General features: G+C 67.3%; 13 protein-coding genes. 8 read left to right on the forward strand and 5 right to left on the reverse strand.

Going from position 1 to position 16315, the window contains the following annotated elements; all coding sequences use genetic code 11:
- Positions 1-80: 80 nt before the first annotated feature.
- Positions 81-1568 (reverse strand): LuxR C-terminal-related transcriptional regulator, encoded by a 1488-nt coding sequence (locus ACQ5DX_RS19810; protein WP_430334188.1) that lies wholly within the window; start codon positions 1566-1568, stop codon positions 81-83.
- A 272-nt stretch (positions 1569-1840) separates the two neighbouring features.
- Between ACQ5DX_RS19810 and ACQ5DX_RS19815 the strand changes: the two genes are divergently transcribed.
- Complete coding sequence (locus tag ACQ5DX_RS19815) at positions 1841-4618, forward strand: LuxR C-terminal-related transcriptional regulator (RefSeq protein WP_430334189.1); 2778 nt, start codon at positions 1841-1843, stop codon at positions 4616-4618.
- A 132-nt stretch (positions 4619-4750) separates the two neighbouring features.
- On the opposite strand, the gene ACQ5DX_RS19820 is transcribed toward ACQ5DX_RS19815, so the two are convergent.
- Positions 4751-5197 carry a MarR family winged helix-turn-helix transcriptional regulator gene (locus ACQ5DX_RS19820; protein ID WP_430334190.1) on the reverse strand — a complete coding sequence of 149 codons (447 nt, stop codon included), beginning with the start codon at positions 5195-5197 and terminating at the stop codon, positions 4751-4753.
- A 107-nt stretch (positions 5198-5304) separates the two neighbouring features.
- On the opposite strand from ACQ5DX_RS19820, the gene ACQ5DX_RS19825 reads away from it, so the two are divergent.
- From ACQ5DX_RS19825 to ACQ5DX_RS19840, 4 genes are all read left to right on the forward strand, one after another.
- Positions 5305-6378, forward strand: a complete 1074-nt coding sequence (locus ACQ5DX_RS19825) for a substrate-binding domain-containing protein (RefSeq protein WP_430334191.1) — start codon at positions 5305-5307, stop codon at positions 6376-6378.
- Between the two features lie 83 nt (positions 6379-6461).
- Positions 6462-7097: an AmiS/UreI family transporter gene (locus tag ACQ5DX_RS19830; protein WP_430334192.1), complete on the forward strand. Its 636-nt coding sequence runs from the start codon at positions 6462-6464 to the stop codon at positions 7095-7097.
- A gap of 39 nt (positions 7098-7136) precedes the next feature.
- Positions 7137-8174 (forward strand): aliphatic amidase, encoded by a 1038-nt coding sequence (locus ACQ5DX_RS19835; RefSeq protein WP_430334193.1) that lies wholly within the window; start codon positions 7137-7139, stop codon positions 8172-8174.
- A 14-nt stretch (positions 8175-8188) separates the two neighbouring features.
- Positions 8189-9241, forward strand: a complete 1053-nt coding sequence (locus ACQ5DX_RS19840; protein ID WP_430334194.1) for an AAA family ATPase — start codon at positions 8189-8191, stop codon at positions 9239-9241.
- A gap of 152 nt (positions 9242-9393) precedes the next feature.
- On the opposite strand, the gene ACQ5DX_RS19845 is transcribed toward ACQ5DX_RS19840, so the two are convergent.
- The gene (locus ACQ5DX_RS19845) at positions 9394-10059 is read right to left on the reverse strand and encodes a hypothetical protein (RefSeq protein ID WP_430334195.1); all 666 of its coding nucleotides are present in this window, start codon (positions 10057-10059) and stop codon (positions 9394-9396) included.
- Positions 10060-10318: 259 nt separating this feature from the next.
- Between ACQ5DX_RS19845 and ACQ5DX_RS19850 the strand changes: the two genes are divergently transcribed.
- The gene (locus tag ACQ5DX_RS19850) at positions 10319-10696 is read left to right on the forward strand and encodes a hypothetical protein (protein ID WP_430334196.1); all 378 of its coding nucleotides are present in this window, start codon (positions 10319-10321) and stop codon (positions 10694-10696) included.
- A gap of 237 nt (positions 10697-10933) precedes the next feature.
- Here ACQ5DX_RS19850 and ACQ5DX_RS19855 read toward each other — a convergent pair whose 3' ends face one another.
- Entirely contained in the window at positions 10934-11296 is a 363-nt protein-coding gene (locus ACQ5DX_RS19855; protein ID WP_430334197.1) for a hypothetical protein, read from the reverse strand.
- A gap of 40 nt (positions 11297-11336) precedes the next feature.
- Between ACQ5DX_RS19855 and ACQ5DX_RS19860 the strand changes: the two genes are divergently transcribed.
- Positions 11337-13508, forward strand: coding sequence for a hypothetical protein (locus ACQ5DX_RS19860; protein ID WP_430334198.1), 2172 nt, complete (start codon positions 11337-11339; stop codon positions 13506-13508).
- A gap of 504 nt (positions 13509-14012) precedes the next feature.
- A complete protein-coding gene (locus tag ACQ5DX_RS19865; protein WP_430334199.1) occupies positions 14013-15665 on the forward strand; it encodes an AMP-binding protein in 1653 nt (550 codons plus the stop codon).
- A gap of 28 nt (positions 15666-15693) precedes the next feature.
- On the opposite strand, the gene ACQ5DX_RS19870 is transcribed toward ACQ5DX_RS19865, so the two are convergent.
- Positions 15694-16314 (reverse strand): DUF1772 domain-containing protein, encoded by a 621-nt coding sequence (locus tag ACQ5DX_RS19870; RefSeq protein WP_430334200.1) that lies wholly within the window; start codon positions 16312-16314, stop codon positions 15694-15696.
- Position 16315: the final 1 nt, after the last annotated feature.

The raw sequence follows: 16315 nt of genomic DNA on the forward strand, positions 1-16315 counted from the left end.
TCCCTTCCTGGTGCATACCCGATCCGTATTCATCCAGTCGCACATCAAGATCAGCGGCAGTTCGGATGCACGACCCGACCTCACAGCAACTTCAATTCCGTTGCAGCCCTGATCGCTTCATCGCGAGAATGGACGCCGAGTTTGCGGAACAACGAGTTGATCTGCGCCTTCACGGTGTGCGGAGACACACCCAGCTTGGCTGCGATTTCGAACCTGGTGAGATCATCGGTCAACTCGGCCAACACGACCCGTTCGCGCTCTGTCAACTTCACAACGTTCACCCTGTCAGGCAAGACGGGCGACATCGATCGACTGCGCCCCCAGCTCTTCGGAAGAGCGGCACCGATGTCGGCCAACAAGTCCACATACCCTTGCGGCAGTAGCGCAAACGGCCGGACCATACCGGTGGTGTCGGCGAAGGTGGTGGCCCGCCGCCACGAGGCGATCGCGTCATCGGCCCGATCGATCTGCGCGTACGCCGCCGCTTCCATCACCAACGCCTCCAACTGGATACGTGGCGTACTGGTGTTGTGGAAGGTAGCGCGCGCACATCCAAGGAGCGTTGCCGCCGGATCTCCGCTGAGCAGGGCAACGCGGGCGCGTACAACCGTCAGCAGTGGATGGCTATCCGGATGGAGGCTCAATGCGGTCAGCGCGGCGTCTCCTCGGCCGAGAGCGCATTGTAAATCAGCAGTGGCACATGCCAGTAACGTGTCCGCAGCGGAGCTCGGAGTTTGCCTGCGCTCCCAACGCGCGCCGGATCGATCGAGGTAGCTGAGTCCTCGCGCCGGGCTTCCAGAGAGCACTGCGTACTGGATGTGGGCGAACGACGCGTACGCCCACAGCTCTTCGTTGTCATGCAGCTCCCCCAGCTCGTCGAGGACCTGTGCGGCCGATGCAAGGTCGAGCTCTTCCAGAGCGATCAATGCTCGGGCTACGAGGGCGGATGCACGGATCGTCTGTTCGAACGGTTCAGCCCCCGGTGGCGTCCGATCCCGCTTCACGAGCCATTCTCGGGCTGTGCTGAGTTCGCCGGCGAAGGCATAGTTCAGAGCAAGACTCCCTGCACAGTTCCGCACGACGACGTCCAGTCCCAGAGCTTCGGCACCGTAGCAAGAGCGCCGGAAGATGGTGTTCGATATGGCGGTTCTGTAGGCGAGCTGGCAGCTGATGGCCCACTGCAATCGCAGTGGCGGCAGCATGGTCGCGACGGCATCGGGCTGGTACCGCAGCGCGTCCATTGCGACTTGTTCGAGCTGGGCGGCGATGTCCGCGGCCTCGCGCGTTCGTCCTGCAAGCCGCAGCCGCGCGCACTCCACTGTGCTGATGGAAAGTCGATCGGCGACGTCGGGTGCCCGCCCCCACTCTGCGCGCCCGTCTGCATCAGTGGGGATGGTGTCCACCAGTTGGGCCGCTGCGGTGCCGCGAACGATGAGGGGCTCCGCAACCGGGCCAGGCGACGCGTGTCGGAGAACTTCTCTCGCGCCGTCCCAGTCACGGCGGTCAATCGCGGAACGCAGCGCCTGCACGCCCGGCACAACCGGTCGTTCGGGGTGGCGGCTCGTCAACGCACTTCTCTCCATGAAAACCGGTCCCGCACTGCGCTGCGCGACACACACGCGCCCGCATCCGCAAGAGCGTCACCGCTATTTCACCCCCAAAATTAACCCATGACAGGTAGCGGCCGCACGGTGGATAACTTGGCCCCGCAAGTCGGGAAGCTGAGGAGTGCGTGTTGGTCGTCGGGGCTGATGAGCGCGCCCATCGTAGGGCGCAGGTGTTCCACGAGATCGAACGGGGCATCGAGGAGGCGTGCGCAGGGTCCGGTTCGCCTGTTCTGATGACGGGACCGACGCCGTCCGGGGGATTCCGCGGCCGGGCGGCGGAGCCGATCTCCACCCTTCGCCAGGTTCAGGATGCGTTCGAGGCGGCCGAGCTCGGTCTGGGGTCCGCGTTGGTGGTGACCGGGCCTGCCGGGTCGGGGCGTACGCGTCTGCTGGGTGAGTTGGTCGTCACTTCGTCGTTCGAGACGGTCTCGATCGGCGGTGCGTCGAACGTGTCCGAGTACGTCGATTACAGCTTGATGGCGATGCTGGGCCGGTCGGGTCGGTTGCGCGACGGCGGCGGGCGGGCGGCGGGGTTCGAGATCGGCGAGTCCACGGTGGCGGCCCGGGCCGAGCAGTTGCTCGATGTGATCGCGCGGCACGCGGACCATCAGGGGCCGTTGGCGATCCTGGTCGACGATGCCGACCGGATGGCGCAGGGTTGCCAACAGCTGCTCGCGTATGTGGGGCGGCGGCTGGCGAATCATCGGGTCGTGCTGTTGCTGGTCAGTGGTGTCGAGCCGCCGGAGCCGTTCCTGTCGTTGCCGCAGGTTGCGGTGCCCCCGTTGGGGTATGCCGCCGCGTCGGCGCTGATGGCCGAGGCGCTCGGGACGGTTCCGGCGCCGGCGCTGGTCGACGAGTTGCACCGCATCTCGCGCGGCAAACCGGGGGTGTTGCTGGAGCTGTGTGAGACGGTCACCGACGGGCAGATCGCGGGGATCGAGTCGATCCGCTATCCGATCGTGGTCGGTGGCTCGCGTGCGTCGCGGTGGACCGAGATCGACGACCGGTCGACCGAGAGTCAGCGGACGCTGCTGGCGCTGCTGGCGGTGGCGAAGTCGGTACCGGTGCCGGATCTGCTCGAGGTGGCGACGAACGCGGACAGCGCCGACCCCGGGCGCGAGCTGGACGGGTTGCTGTCGTTGCGGCAGGTGGAGCGGGTCGGGGACCGGGTTCGGATCGGCAACCTGCTGGACCGGTGGGCCGTGTACGGGGCCGCCACTTCTGCGCGCCGGTCGCTCGCGCACACCCTGGTCGACGAGCGCGGGTATCAGCGCGAGCTCGGGGGCGGACGTGGCGGCGACGCGGACGCTTCGGTGCTGCGGCCGATCGACCCGGGCCTCGGGGTGGAGCAGGTCCTGGCGACCGCCGAGGCGTTGGTCCGTGAGTCGTCGTGCGCGCTGGCGCTGTCGGTTCTGCGTGAGGCGATCGCGGTGTCGGCGGGCGCGAGTGCGAGCACGCTGCGGTTGGCTGCTGCGAGGCTTGCGCTGGACATGGGATTCCGGAGCGATGCGGAGAGTCTCGCGGACGAGGTGGTGTGGTCGGATGCGTGCGTGCGCGACCGTGCCGCAGCCGAACTCGTCAAGGTCGAGGCGCGTTATCTCGCCGATCGACCCATCAACGTCGAGTCGGTCGTCGAGTCCGTGCGTGAGCTGGCCGAGGTGGACCCGGACGGCGCCGTCGAATTGGCAGGACGCGCGATCCTCTATCAGCTCGAGCAGGACCAGTTCTACGGCGTGCGCGAGCTGTACGGGTTGGCAGAGCGCGCCCAAGCCCGCCACTCCGGCTGTTCCCGTGGGGCGTTCACGCTGGCACGGATCAACTTGGCGTTGGTACAAGACGACGTGGGTGAGGCGCAGGCCCTGCACGATCAGGCGGATGGCGTTGACCCGTTCTCGCGGCGCAGTTTCAGGGAGGTCGTCGCCTCGGCGATGGTCCTCACCCGGCTGGGGCGGGTCGAGGAGGCCCGTGGGCGGATCGAACGCGCCTCTGCCAAAACACATCCGGCGCCATCACCGCTCGATCGGGTATACCTACTCACGGCACAGGTCGACTGCGAGATTGTGGCGGGGAACCCGGTCGGGGCAGGGCGTCTCTGGGAACAGGCCGACGCGATCTTCTCGTCTCACACTCACCTGCGAATGCTGCGGCTCGCTCAGCGCGTGGAGATCCTAGGGCCACAGGGACGGTTCGACGAGGCCGAACAGATTGCGGCACAAGTATTCTGCGATCGTTCTTCCGGAACGGTCGACAGCCTCCAGGCGAGACTTCGCGGCGCTCTCGGCGAAATGGCGCTGATGCAAGGGGATGCTGAGCGGGCGATCGCCCTGCTCGAGCAGAGCATCGACCACGTCGACCGCCATGCCTGCATCTGGAAGACGAAACGGTACGTCGACCTCATCGAGGCGCTCGTGCTTGCCGGCGATCTGCGGGCCGCCACCCGCATGCTGGACGTGACGACCGGGCGGTTGCAGCAGCGCACCCGCACGACTCTGACGTCGGCGATCCTGGCACGGGGACGGCTGCTGGTCGCCGAAATCACCGACGCCCGTGAGTTGGTCGAGCTGGCGCTGGGTTCCCGGGAAGACAAGGTTCCCGCGCTCGAGCGGGCTCGTTCCCTGGCGATCTATGCCGACCGGCTGCGGGAGAACGGCAAGGTGGCCCAGAGCCGTCAGCGGGCGCGGACGGCCTTCGCGCTGTTCGAACGCATCGGCGCCGACGGATGGATCCGGGGCGGTCGTTGGTCCACCCGCACGAGCATGCAGGCCGCGGCGCCCCCGATGTCCGGTGATCCTCGACTCTGGGCGCTGACCGACATCGAGCGGCGGGTGGTCCAACTCGTGGTGCAGGGCATGCGCAACCGTGAGATCGCCGCGCAACTGTACGTCTCGCTGCGCACGGTGGAAAAGCACCTCACCAGCACCTACCGCAAACTCGACATCCGTTCGCGCGCCGAACTCTTCGCGTTGATCAAGAGCGAGCAGCCGGCGATTGCCGCGAGCATCCCTGCGTGAGGTTCGAATCCCCGATGGGGATTGCGCCGGGCCGGAGCTACGTGGGCTACGCGCAGATGTCCAGCGTGGCGTGGAGAGCCTTCTACCTGTTGTCTGCCGGTCAGGTCGGCGGCAAGGTGGCGTCGATGCCCGTCAGGTGTCGAGTCGACCCGCGAGCAAGGTCGCCAGGTTGCCGACCAGGTCGGCGGATCCGGAGCCGGGAAGATCACCGAGCCATACCCGCTCGGCGTCGCGGACGGTCGCCGCCAGGCGCGCGTGCAACTGCCGGCCCCGCGCACTGGGATGCACGCGCACCTTGCGCCGGTCGTCGGCGTCGACCTCGCGGTAGACGGCGGCGATCGACACCAGGCGGTCGACGACTCGGGTCAGCGTCGGGGCCGGTATCCGCGTGCGATCGCGCAGGTCCGCCATGGTCGCGCCCGGGCACTCGGCGAGCGTGTCGAGCACCAGGTAGTGGTCGACGTTGAGGTTGTCCGCGGCGAGCGCGTCGTCCGCCGCCTGCGCCGCGACCCTCGCCGTTCGGAGGAGCGCGACGGTCACCGAGACGTCGTCCACCGCGAAGGCACTGTTGTCCGACACGACCCACTCCCGAGCTGTTGCGCAGTTCACACTCCACCAGCAATACTTTCAAATGAAATGATAGCCCACGCGCAGCACACCGCCTGCGACGCCGCGGAGATGTCGACGTGAGCGTCGCGCTCGACCGCGCCCGCGCCGCGCAGTGGCGGGTCGCGATGGTGGTACCGCTCCAGGGGCCCGCGGGCCTGTTCGGACCGTCGTGCGAGGCGATCGGCGAACTGGCGGCGCGCGACATCAACAGCGCGGGCGGCGTCCTCGGGCGGGAGGCGGCCATCCACGTCGTGGACGGCGGTACGCACCCGGACGTGATCGCCGCCGAGGTGAACCGACTGGTGTCGACGGGCGCGATCGACGCGGTCAGCGGATGGCACATCTCGTCGGTGCGCCATGCGCTCGCGCCGGTCGTGACCGGCCGCGTCCCGTACTCCTACACCTCGCTGTACGAGGGCGGCGAGACGCGCAGCGGCATCTTCTGCTGCGGGGAGACGCCGCGTCAGCAGATCGCTCCGGCGTTGAAGTGGTTGCGCGACAACGTCGGCGCCCGACGATGGTTCGTCGTCGGCGACGACTACGTATGGCCGCACGGATCCCTCGGCGCGGTTCGCGCGTATGCCCACGAGCTCGATCTGCGGATCGTGGGCGAGTCGTTCGTCGACCTCGGCCGCGGCAACATGAGCCGTGTCGTCGACTCCGTCGCGGCGTCGGAGTGCGACGGAGTCCTGATGCTCCTGGTGGGGCAGGACGCCGTCGACTTCAACCGGGCCTTCGCGCGCCGAGGACTGGACGAGCGCATCCTCCGGTTCAGCCCGCTGATGGAGGAGAACATGCTGCTCGCCAGCGGCCCGCGCGCGACGCGGAACCTCTTCGTGGCGGCCGCGTACTTCCGCTCGCTCGTCGACGCCGACTCGATGGATCTCGTCGGCCGCTACGTGGCCCTGCACGGGGCGGCGGCGCCGCCGCTCAACAACGCCGCGGAGTCCTGCTACGAGGGCATCCAGACGCTCGCGAACCTCATTCATCGCGCGGGAACCACTTCACCGGACGCACTCGACGTCGTCGTCGACGGCACCGCCTACGACGGCCCGCGCGGAACCGTCGAGTTCCGAAACCGGGTGGCGCGACAGCGCATTCACCTCGCCGTCGCGAACGGGTTCGACTTCGACGTCGTCACCACACTCTGATCACTCCCCCCTCTTGACACTGTGGCGCACGCCACTTACTTTCATTTGAAATTATTCCATTTGAAAGTGATTCGAGGTGTCCGATGGGCAGTGTCGGTCTGCTCTACGTGGGTGCGGTCCTGTTCGTGAACGGGTTGATGCTCCTCGGTGCGGTGCCACCGAAGTCGGCGGCGATCCTGAACCTGTTCGTCGGCGCACTCCAGTGCGCGATTCCGACGGCGATGCTGATCCAGGCCGACGGGGACGCCGGGACGATCCTGGCCGCGTCCGGCCTGTACCTGTTCGGTTTCACGTACCTGTACGTCGGGATCGGGAACCTGGCGGGACTCGACCCGCGCGGCGTCGGCTGGTTCTCGGCCTTCGTCGCCGCCGCCGCGGTCGTCTACAGCCTCGTGTCGTTCACCGTCGTCGACGACCCCGTGTTCGGCGTCATCTGGCTCGCCTGGGCCGGGCTGTGGACCCTGTTCTTCCTGGTCCTCGGCACCGGCCGGGAGGACCTCACCCGCTTCACCGGCTGGACGGCACTGCTGCTCAGCCAACCCACCTGCACCCTGCCCGCCTTCCTGGCGCTCACCGGCAACCTCCCGACCTCCCCCGGAGCCGCCGCACTCTGGGCAGCCGGCCTGACAGTGCTCGTCGCGATCGCCGCGGCCCTGGGCCTGCCGGCGGCCAGGCGTCGGGTGTCCTTCGATACCGAACTCAGCTCCGCTTCCCACTAGCCCTGCCCCACAACGAAATCAACGAGAGGAACGAAGAACATGCGACACGGAGACATTTCCTCGAGCAACGACACCGTCGGAGTCGCGGTGGTCAACTACAAGATGCCCCGCCTGCACGACAAGGCGGGCGTCCTCGAAAACGCGCGGCGGATCGCCGACATGATGATCGGCATGAAGTCGGGTCTGCCCGGACTCGATCTGGTCGTGTTCCCCGAGTACTCCACGCAGGGGATCATGTACGACGAACAGGAGATGTACGACACGGCCGCAACGATTCCCGGCGACGAGACCGCCATCTTCTCGGCCGCGTGCCGCGAGGCCGACACGTGGGGCGTCTTCTCGATCACCGGCGAACAGCACGAGGACCATCCGAACAAGCCGCCGTACAACACCCTGATCCTCGTCGACAACAGGGGCGAGATCGTGCAGAAGTACCGGAAGATCCTGCCGTGGTGCCCGATCGAGGGCTGGTACCCGGGCGACACGACGCACGTCACCGAAGGTCCGAAGGGTCTGAAGATCTCGCTCATCGTGTGCGACGACGGCAACTACCCCGAGATCTGGCGGGACTGCGCAATGAAGGGCGCCGAGCTGATCGTCCGCTGCCAGGGGTACATGTACCCGGCGAAGGACCAGCAGGTCCTCATGTCCAAGGCAATGGCATGGGCGAACAACTGCTACGTCGCGGTGGCGAACGCCGCCGGATTCGACGGCGTCTACTCGTATTTCGGGCACTCGGCGATCATCGGATTCGACGGACGCACCCTCGGCGAGACCGGTGAGGAGGAGTACGGCATCCAGTACGCCCAGCTGTCGGTCTCCGCCATCCGCGACGCCCGTGAGAACGACCAGTCGCAGAACCATCTGTTCAAACTGCTGCACCGCGGCTACTCGGGAATCCACGCCGCCGGCGACGGCGACAAAGGCGTGGCCGACTGCCCCTTCGAGTTCTACAAGCTCTGGGTCACCGACGCCGAGAAGGCCCGGGAACGGGTCGAGTCGATCACGAGAGACACTGTGGGTGTGGCGGATTGCCGGGTCGGCGCCCTTCCCGTCGAGCAGACCTCCGAGGCCTGACGAGGAGGTTCACCGTGCCCTATCTGACGGACATGTTCCACGAGCAGAACCGGGTGCCCACGGAACTCGGCGGACCGCCGGCACCACGTCCCGCCGGCGCGTTCGATCCCACCGCACTCACCGACCGGCTGAATGCGCGGATCATGGGACAGCGCAACGCTGTCGACGCGGTCGTGCGTGCAGTGTCGGTGGCCTCGGTGGGCGCGAACGAGCCCTCGCGCCCGCTCGCGAACATCCTGCTCGCCGGGCCTACCGGTGTCGGCAAGACCGAACTGGTGCGACAAGTCGCCGCCGAGTTACGGTCCGGACCGGACAACATGTGCCGTATCGACATGAACGCGCTCGCGCAGGAGCACTATGCGGCATCCTTCTCCGGCGCTCCCCCGGGCTACGCGGGTAGCAAGGAATCGTTCACACTGTTCGACCGCGGTGCCGTCGAAGGCGACCCCTACACACCCGGCATCGTCCTGTTCGACGAGGTGGAGAAGGCCGACACGACCGTCCTGCGGGCACTGCTGCAGATCCTCGACCACGGGGAGCTGCGACTGGCCAACGGGCAACAGACGATCTCGTTCCGCAACAGCTATGTGTTCCTGACGTCGAATCTCGGTTCGGCCGAACTGGCGGCACGACTCCGGACTCCGTGGGCGCGGCTGGCCCACCGGTCCGGGTGGGCCGAGCGACGATGGGACGGCGAGACTGTCGTGCGGCGCGCAATCGAGCGGTTCTTCGATCCCGAGTTCTTCAATCGTCTCGACGAAACCGTCGTGATGAACGGGTTCGACGATCGGACCGCCCGGGAGGTGACCGGGCTCGAGATCGACGTCGTCACCCGCCGGCTGGCTCGTCGGTCCGTCAGCGTCGACGTCGGCCCGGACGTCGTCGCGCTGCTCTGCACACAGGGTTTCGACCCGGCCTACGGGGCCCGCGGGCTCCGGCGCACAGTTCGCACGGTACTGACCGATCCGGTCGCTGCAGCGGTACTCGAGCACCGCCCGGTGGGGACGGAACCCCTCGCACTGTCCACGCGAGTGGTCGACGGCCGAGTTCGGGTCACCTGCGCGTGATGGATCGCCTGCTGCGGTATCGGTGAACCTCGCGATCGGCAACGGGCGTCGGCCCGGTCCCATCCGCTGAACCGGATGGGACCGGGTCTCGGGACGGGTTGACCCTCGGCGGCTCGTACGACGAAAGCGACTGCGGTGGCCGCGCACAAGAATCAGGTGTCAGCACCCCCGCCCGCTCCCCAGAGATGTTCTGCGTAGGGCGGGCATGTCTCTTCGTCGTCGAGGTTGTCGATCACGTGTGCGAGTTCCGGGTGGCCGTTGAGCGCGGAGAGGGTCATGAGCAGGTAGCGGACATCGCGCTCGTCCCGATGTGGAATCGCGGCGATCTCGGCGGCGATCCTTCGCGCCTCGACGAGCGCCTCAGCATAGTGCTCGAGGCCGGCGTCCTCGGACGAAACGGCGGCGACTGTCGCCTGCCACATGTCGGGGGTGGAATCACTCACGATGAGCCCGAGCACGGTGACGTGTTCGAGTCGCTTGTCGGCGCTCACGCGCCGCGCGATGCTGACGAGATACGGAAAGGCAGCGACAGCGGCCGGCCAGGTGGTGCCTTCCGAAACGAGTGCGGGCCACTGCTCTGTGAAGAGTTCGACGTCCAGAGGATCCTCATGCAGTGCGCGCAACCAGTCGGGCACCCACGCAGCATCGCCGTCTCTGGTCGACAGTTCCTTCCAACGCGGATCGTCCAGGGGAAACACCCCTGTCGCGGAGACATCGGGACGCCAGAGAGATTCGCTACTTGGCTGCATCACAAATCCATTGTGAGGCAAAGACAGTGTGGCCGTCTCGTCACTCTGGCTCGATGCATCGGGAGACACGCCCTAGCGCCGACAAGAAGATCCAGATCCTCACCTGCGCAGCAGGATCCGTGCGTGCCGAGGCCTGCGTAATGAAAACAGCACATCGTGCGATGCTGGGAGTATGAGAACTTCACATCGATTTGCTTCGGCCGCGGCTGCAGGACTCATGGGCGCTGCAATGGCCGTTGCGGCGCCGGGCGTGGCCAGCGCCGCTGATCCTTGTCAGCTCGGGTGGTCGAATGTCGGACCACGAACGTGCGCTACGACAGACGTCGGCATGGCCCCGGTGTGGACGCTGGGCAATGGCATCTGCGCCGGCATGCTGACCGCCTCCGGGAACGCGTTCGACGGGCCGCTGTGGGAGTACTCCGCCGCCCGGGGTGCTGTCCACTCCGTCGAACTGCGAATCTCGCAAGGCTTCTCACCACTGGGCGAGTGGGCGTCGACCGCCCTGGCCTGTGACGTCACTGCGATCATCGATTGGCAGAACCTCGACACCGGCCAGAGCGGCACCGAGAGTCGGTACATCCCGGCGAGCAACACGAGCACCCAGCCGATGTACGTGTATGTGGGTACGGGCCCGGGTCGGGTTCGGCTCACCATGCGCACCGACCACCCGAGCATTCCCGTTTCGACGGAAGTGGTCGTCCCCTGACGTCACGGCGCCCGCGGTGGGGGCCGCACTCTCGACGGCCGTTCGGCGGTCATCGGACGTGAGGCTGCTGCACGATCGGGTGACCGAACGTGTCACCTGATCGGGCAGCAGCCCCGAGGGATCCAGATTTGTGTGTTCAGGAGTCCCCCGCGCTCACCTGAAGTGTCCGTCGGGATTCACCCATCGACACCCGTCGACACCACGAACGATCGCATCACCCGCACAGCTGATGGCGGGTTAGGTGTCATAGTCTCCGTCGTCCCATGGGGCATAGAAGGCCATGTAGTCACCCGGTTCGACCGTGACATTCCAGTACCACTCGTGGTCGTCCTCCGAATCCGGTCCGTTAAGGATCAATCCGAACTCACACCCGTGCGCGGTGACGGAGAACGGGGCGACGGTGATGTCGCGGAACGAGACGGGTTGGATCTCCAAAAGCAGACGCACGCACTTCCTCACGGAGACAAGCGTGTTCCTCGATGCACGGGACACGCTTCTGCTCAGTTCCTCGACGGCAACGCCGGAAAGTACGGTCGGTGCAACCCGCCCGTCCGCCCGCCCACCTGCCCGGACGGTGATGGCAGACTCCTTGGCGACCACCGACCCCTCACACAGCTGCCAGGCACTGGAGGAGACCCCCATGGACAGCGTGCACTGGCACACCCACATCGCCGAGGTCGATTGGCCGGCGCTGGAGCATGCATACGGCGATGCGAGCAATGTTCCCGGCTGGATCGAGGGGCTGGCCGGCGCGGCGACAGTCGAGGAGTCGCTGCACGAACTGTGGGCGGCGGTGTTGCATCAGGGAACCCTCTACGACTCGACCGCGCCGGCGATGGCGTCGATCGCGTCACTACTCGGCGCACGACAAACCGCCGATGCGGAGAACACGGCGTGGTTGCTGCTGATGTTCGCCGACGCAGTGCGCGGCTATGAACAGGTCGAGCTGGACGACGCCGAGACGGCCGGCCTCGTCCGGTCGGCCCGAGACTCGTTGACCGGGATCGCTGCGCTCGTACGACCACTGATCGCCGACGAAGGCCCGGAGGCCGCGGCCGCAGCACTGCTGCAGGCCGAGGCGCGGCCGGCCGATTCCGCTGCCCTCGATACGCTCGCGGCGCGGGCGAGCGCCCGCCCGGCGGGGCAGGTCGAGCAGGCGTGTGTCGCCGCGCTCACGACGCTCGGTGTCGATGTTTCGGCGGCGCTTGCCGACGGGGATCCCGACCTGGTGATGGCCGCGACGCTCGCGCGGATCGCGGCCGGGGGCACTGACACCGCCGACCTCGACGCGCTGGTGGCGGGCTGGGAAGGCGCCGTCGAGGTGGCGCCGCGCATCGCGTTCGGTGTCGCAAACCTCCCGGAGTGGTTGAGCGAGGTCAACCCCGAGGCGTCGGCTCACGTACTGGCCGCGCTGCCGACGCCGGACGAGACGACGATCTCAGGGCTGGTCGATGTCGTCGTCGGTTCCCGGAGCAACGCTCCGGCCGCGATCCGCCGACTGCTTGCACTTGCGGCGCTGCCTGAAGCCATGCCGGAGGCGATGATCGCGGCGCTCCGGCAGTGCCCGCCGACGCCCGAGGTCTGCGATTCGCTCGTCGCCCTCGCCGAACGGGTCACTGCCGGTGGCACATCCGCCATCGGGTCGAGCACCTTCGACACGGATGCTCGCGCGGATTCCGCCTTCGCGCTGCTGCGGGCCGGCGACGGACGGTGGGCTCGCCCCATGGCCCAGGTCCTCCTCACTAACCCCGCCGCACGCGGTCTCATGGTTGCCACGTCCGCGTCGGGGCGTTCCGCGCTCGGCTACGCGCTCGTGCGCGAGCACGCCCCGTCCGCCACCATGCTCATCGCCGGTCTCCGGCAGGCGCTGCGGCAGCAGCCTCCGGCCGATCCGTCCCGTGACGGCGCCGGACACCTCGTCGACCTGCTCGCCACCTGGCCTGCCGAGGTCGCCGCTGACGCGTTGCCCGAGGTTCGGGAGCTGCTCGCGGTCGCGCCGAGGCAGGCCGCCGCCGCGCTCGCGGCGTGGGACGACACCGCCAGCATCGACCGCATCCGCGAGGTCAGCGTCACCGGTGACGCGACCGTGCTGCTCGCTCTCGCACGGTTGACGAAGGACCCGGACGACTTCCATCGCGTGCTCGACGCCGACCTCGAGTACCAGGAGTCGGAGGTGCTCGCGCACTGGGCCGACCGCACCTACCCGCGCTTCCTCGACTGGTGCCGCAGCCTCGTCGGTAAGAAGCCCGCAACAAGCGACTACCAGCGAAGTGACCAGATCACCGCGCTACGCATCCTCGCGGCGGTCGACTCGGGCGAGGCTGCAACCGGCTGGCCTGTGCTGCGCAGCATCATCGACGCCGGTCGCGGCCCGATCGAGGAGGCCCTCGGACTCGCACTCGATTGGCGCGCTCGGCAGTTGCTCCCGCCCGCGACGCGCACCGACTTCGAAGCGCTGCTCGCCGACCTCGTCGTCACCGACCGCAAGGACTACAACGGCCCGATCGTCAAGACCAGCGCCGCCGCCGCGATCGCCCTCCTCGACGCCGGGCTGCCGCTGCCCGACGCTGCCGCACGAATCGTCAAGGTCGTCGCGGGTGCCTCGACCGACCGGTGGGCGCGCGACCTCGGCTTCCGGCTCGCCGAACGGCTTGCGGCAGCACCGGCAACGGTTCGTCACGCGGTCGCGACGAAACTCCACTCTCTCGTCGACCGCGACGAGCGCTTCGACTCCACCGGCGACATCGCTGTCGAGGACGAACACGCCCTTGCCCACCTGCGCCGGATCCTGCACGACCTGGAGGCCGCATGAGTCCCCGGTGCTCGACCGCCAGCTGTTAACGCACACAGGGATTCACGCTCGTTCGTCGGCTCTGACGAACCGTCGCACCTCCATCGGCCGAGTCGTTCTTCGACCGGAGCTGTGTGACACCGTGGTCCCGGCGAGACGCTGTTCGAGCATGTCCCAGGTGCGATCGGGGTCGATGACGGGCACGGGGGTGCCTCCTGCCTTCGGAAGGAGTTGGGTCGAATCACATGGTGGCGCAAGGCACATCCCGTCTCATCCGACGCACGTCGACCGTTTGTGTCGGTTCTGCCGCCGCACGTCGGATGCTCAGGACCCCGGTCCCGACCCGGGGGTGGTGACGCCGCCGTGCTGCGATGGACGTACCGGCCGATCGCCGGGATACGTTCGTCGGGCGCCGGGCAGGGAAGTTTCGACATGCGTCGGGTGTGTCACATCGCCTTCCTGGAGCAGGATTCGACAACTGCGAACCCCGCTCGACCAGCATGCCCACCCACGGAGGTGCCTCTGATGACCGGAATGTCGACGCTCGACTCATCGACCAGCTACACGTCGGGAACGTGGGATGCGCCGATGCTGGGCGACACGATCGGTGACAACTTCGATCGGACGGTCGCCGCGCACGGCGACCGGGATGCGTTGATCGATCGGGGCTCGGGACGCCGGTGGACCTACCGCGAGCTGGCCGCCGACGTGGACGCGGTCGCGGCCGGACTGCTCGGCATCGGGATCGGGAAGGGCGATCGGGTCGGGATCTGGGCACCGAACTGCGCGGAGTGGACGATGGTGCAGTACGCGACGGCGAAGATCGGCGCGATCCTGGTCAACATCAACCCCGCCTACCGGTCCCACGAGCTGCAGTACGTGTTGAACCAGGCCGGCATCCGGATGCTGATCGCGGCACCGTCGTTCAAGACGTCCGACTACGGCGCCATGATCGAGCAGGTGCGGCCGGAGTGCGCCGCGCTCGAGCACGTCGTGCTGCTCGGCGACGCGGAGTGGGACGAGCTCTTCGAGAACGGGCGCCGGGCCCTCGGCGACGGCCGTGACGTGCTTGCCCGAGCGCAGGCCACGCTCTCCGCCGACGACCCGATCAACATCCAGTACACCTCGGGGACAACGGGATTCCCGAAGGGTGCGACGCTCAGTCACCACAACATCCTCAACAACGGCTATTTCGTCGGCGAGTTGTGCGGGTACACCGAGCAGGACCGGGTGTGTATCCCGGTGCCGTTCTACCACTGCTTCGGGATGGTGATGGGCAACCTCGCCTGCACCAGCCACGGGGCCGCGATGGTGATTCCAGGTCTATCGTTCGACCCTTCCGCGACGTTGGCGGCGGTGCAGGCCGAACGCTGCACGTCGCTGTACGGGGTGCCGACGATGTTCATCGCCGAACTCGCCGACCCGAACTTCGACACCTACGACCTGTCGAGCCTGCGGACCGGGATCATGGCCGGCTCGCCGTGCCCGGTGGAGGTGATGAAACAGGTCATCGAGCGGATGGGCATGGCCGAGGTGTCCATCTGTTACGGCATGACCGAGACCTCGCCGGTGTCGCTGCAGACCCGCCGCGACGACACCATCGACCAACGCGTGTCCACGGTGGGCCGCGTCGGCCCGCATCTCGAGGTGAAGATCGTCGACCCCGCGACCGGGTTGACGGTGCCGCGCGGCGAACCCGGTGAGTTGTGCACCCGCGGGTACTCGGTGATGCTCGGCTACTGGGACAACCCGGACAAGACCGCCGAGGCGATCGACTCCGCGCGGTGGATGCACACCGGCGACATCGGGGTGATGGACACCGACGGCTACGTCGCGATCACCGGCCGGATCAAGGACATGGTGATCCGCGGTGGTGAGAACGTCTACCCACGCGAGATCGAGGAATTCCTCTACACCCACCCCGACGTCCTCGACGCCCAGGTGATCGGCGTCCCCGACCCGAAGTACGGGGAGGAACTGATGGTGTGGATCCGGATGCGCGAGGGCGCAGCGCCCCTCGACGCCGCGTCGTTGCGCGCGTTCTGCACCGGAAAGCTGGCCCACTACAAGATCCCCCGCTACGTCCACCTCGTGGACGAGTTCCCCATGACCGTCACCGGCAAGATCCGCAAGATCGAGATGCGGGAGCAGTCGATCGAACTGATCGAACAGAGCTAGAGAGAATCCTGCCCCCGTGAGGGCACGCCTACCGGCGAGGCACGCCCCAGCTCTGTCCCCCGGAATAGATCGGGTCCCAGTTCTGCTGCGCCCCAACGCCTTGGACGGCGCGGGCACTCTCGGAGTGGCCGCTGTCCAAGGGCGGTGTCGACGTCGCGGCCGCGCGTCCGTGCAACACGAGCGCGTAGGCGAGAGCGGCGAAGGCCACCGTGGTGACAACCGCGCGCACGATGTTCCAGGTCACCCACCGGGATTCGAAGTGCGCGCGCACGACAGCGGGATCCGTGAGGTGTTCGCCGGCCCGGGCGAGCTCGTCGTTGAGGGGCACGTTGACGGTGCCGGTGATCACGAACATGGCCAGGTAGAGCACGAGTGCGGCGATGATCCAGGGCAGTATGCCGTTCCCGGATCGCAGGTGCAGTAGCAGTGCCGCCACGGTGAGCAGGAGCCCACCGACGAAGCAGAACATGAACCAGCCGTTGAGGATCGCCACGTTGATCTTCTGCATCGCCTCGACGAAGGTGTGGTCGTCGGAGCGGCCGAGCCCCGGCATGACCGCGTAGGCGAAGCCCGCGAACAGTCCGGCCACGAGCCCACTGGTGAGGCACGCGCCGAACAGCGAAATCGACTGGAGAAGTTTGATGTTCATG

The organism is Rhodococcus sp. ACT016 (genome assembly GCF_050477185.1).
GTDB lineage: Bacteria > Actinomycetota > Actinomycetes > Mycobacteriales > Mycobacteriaceae > Prescottella.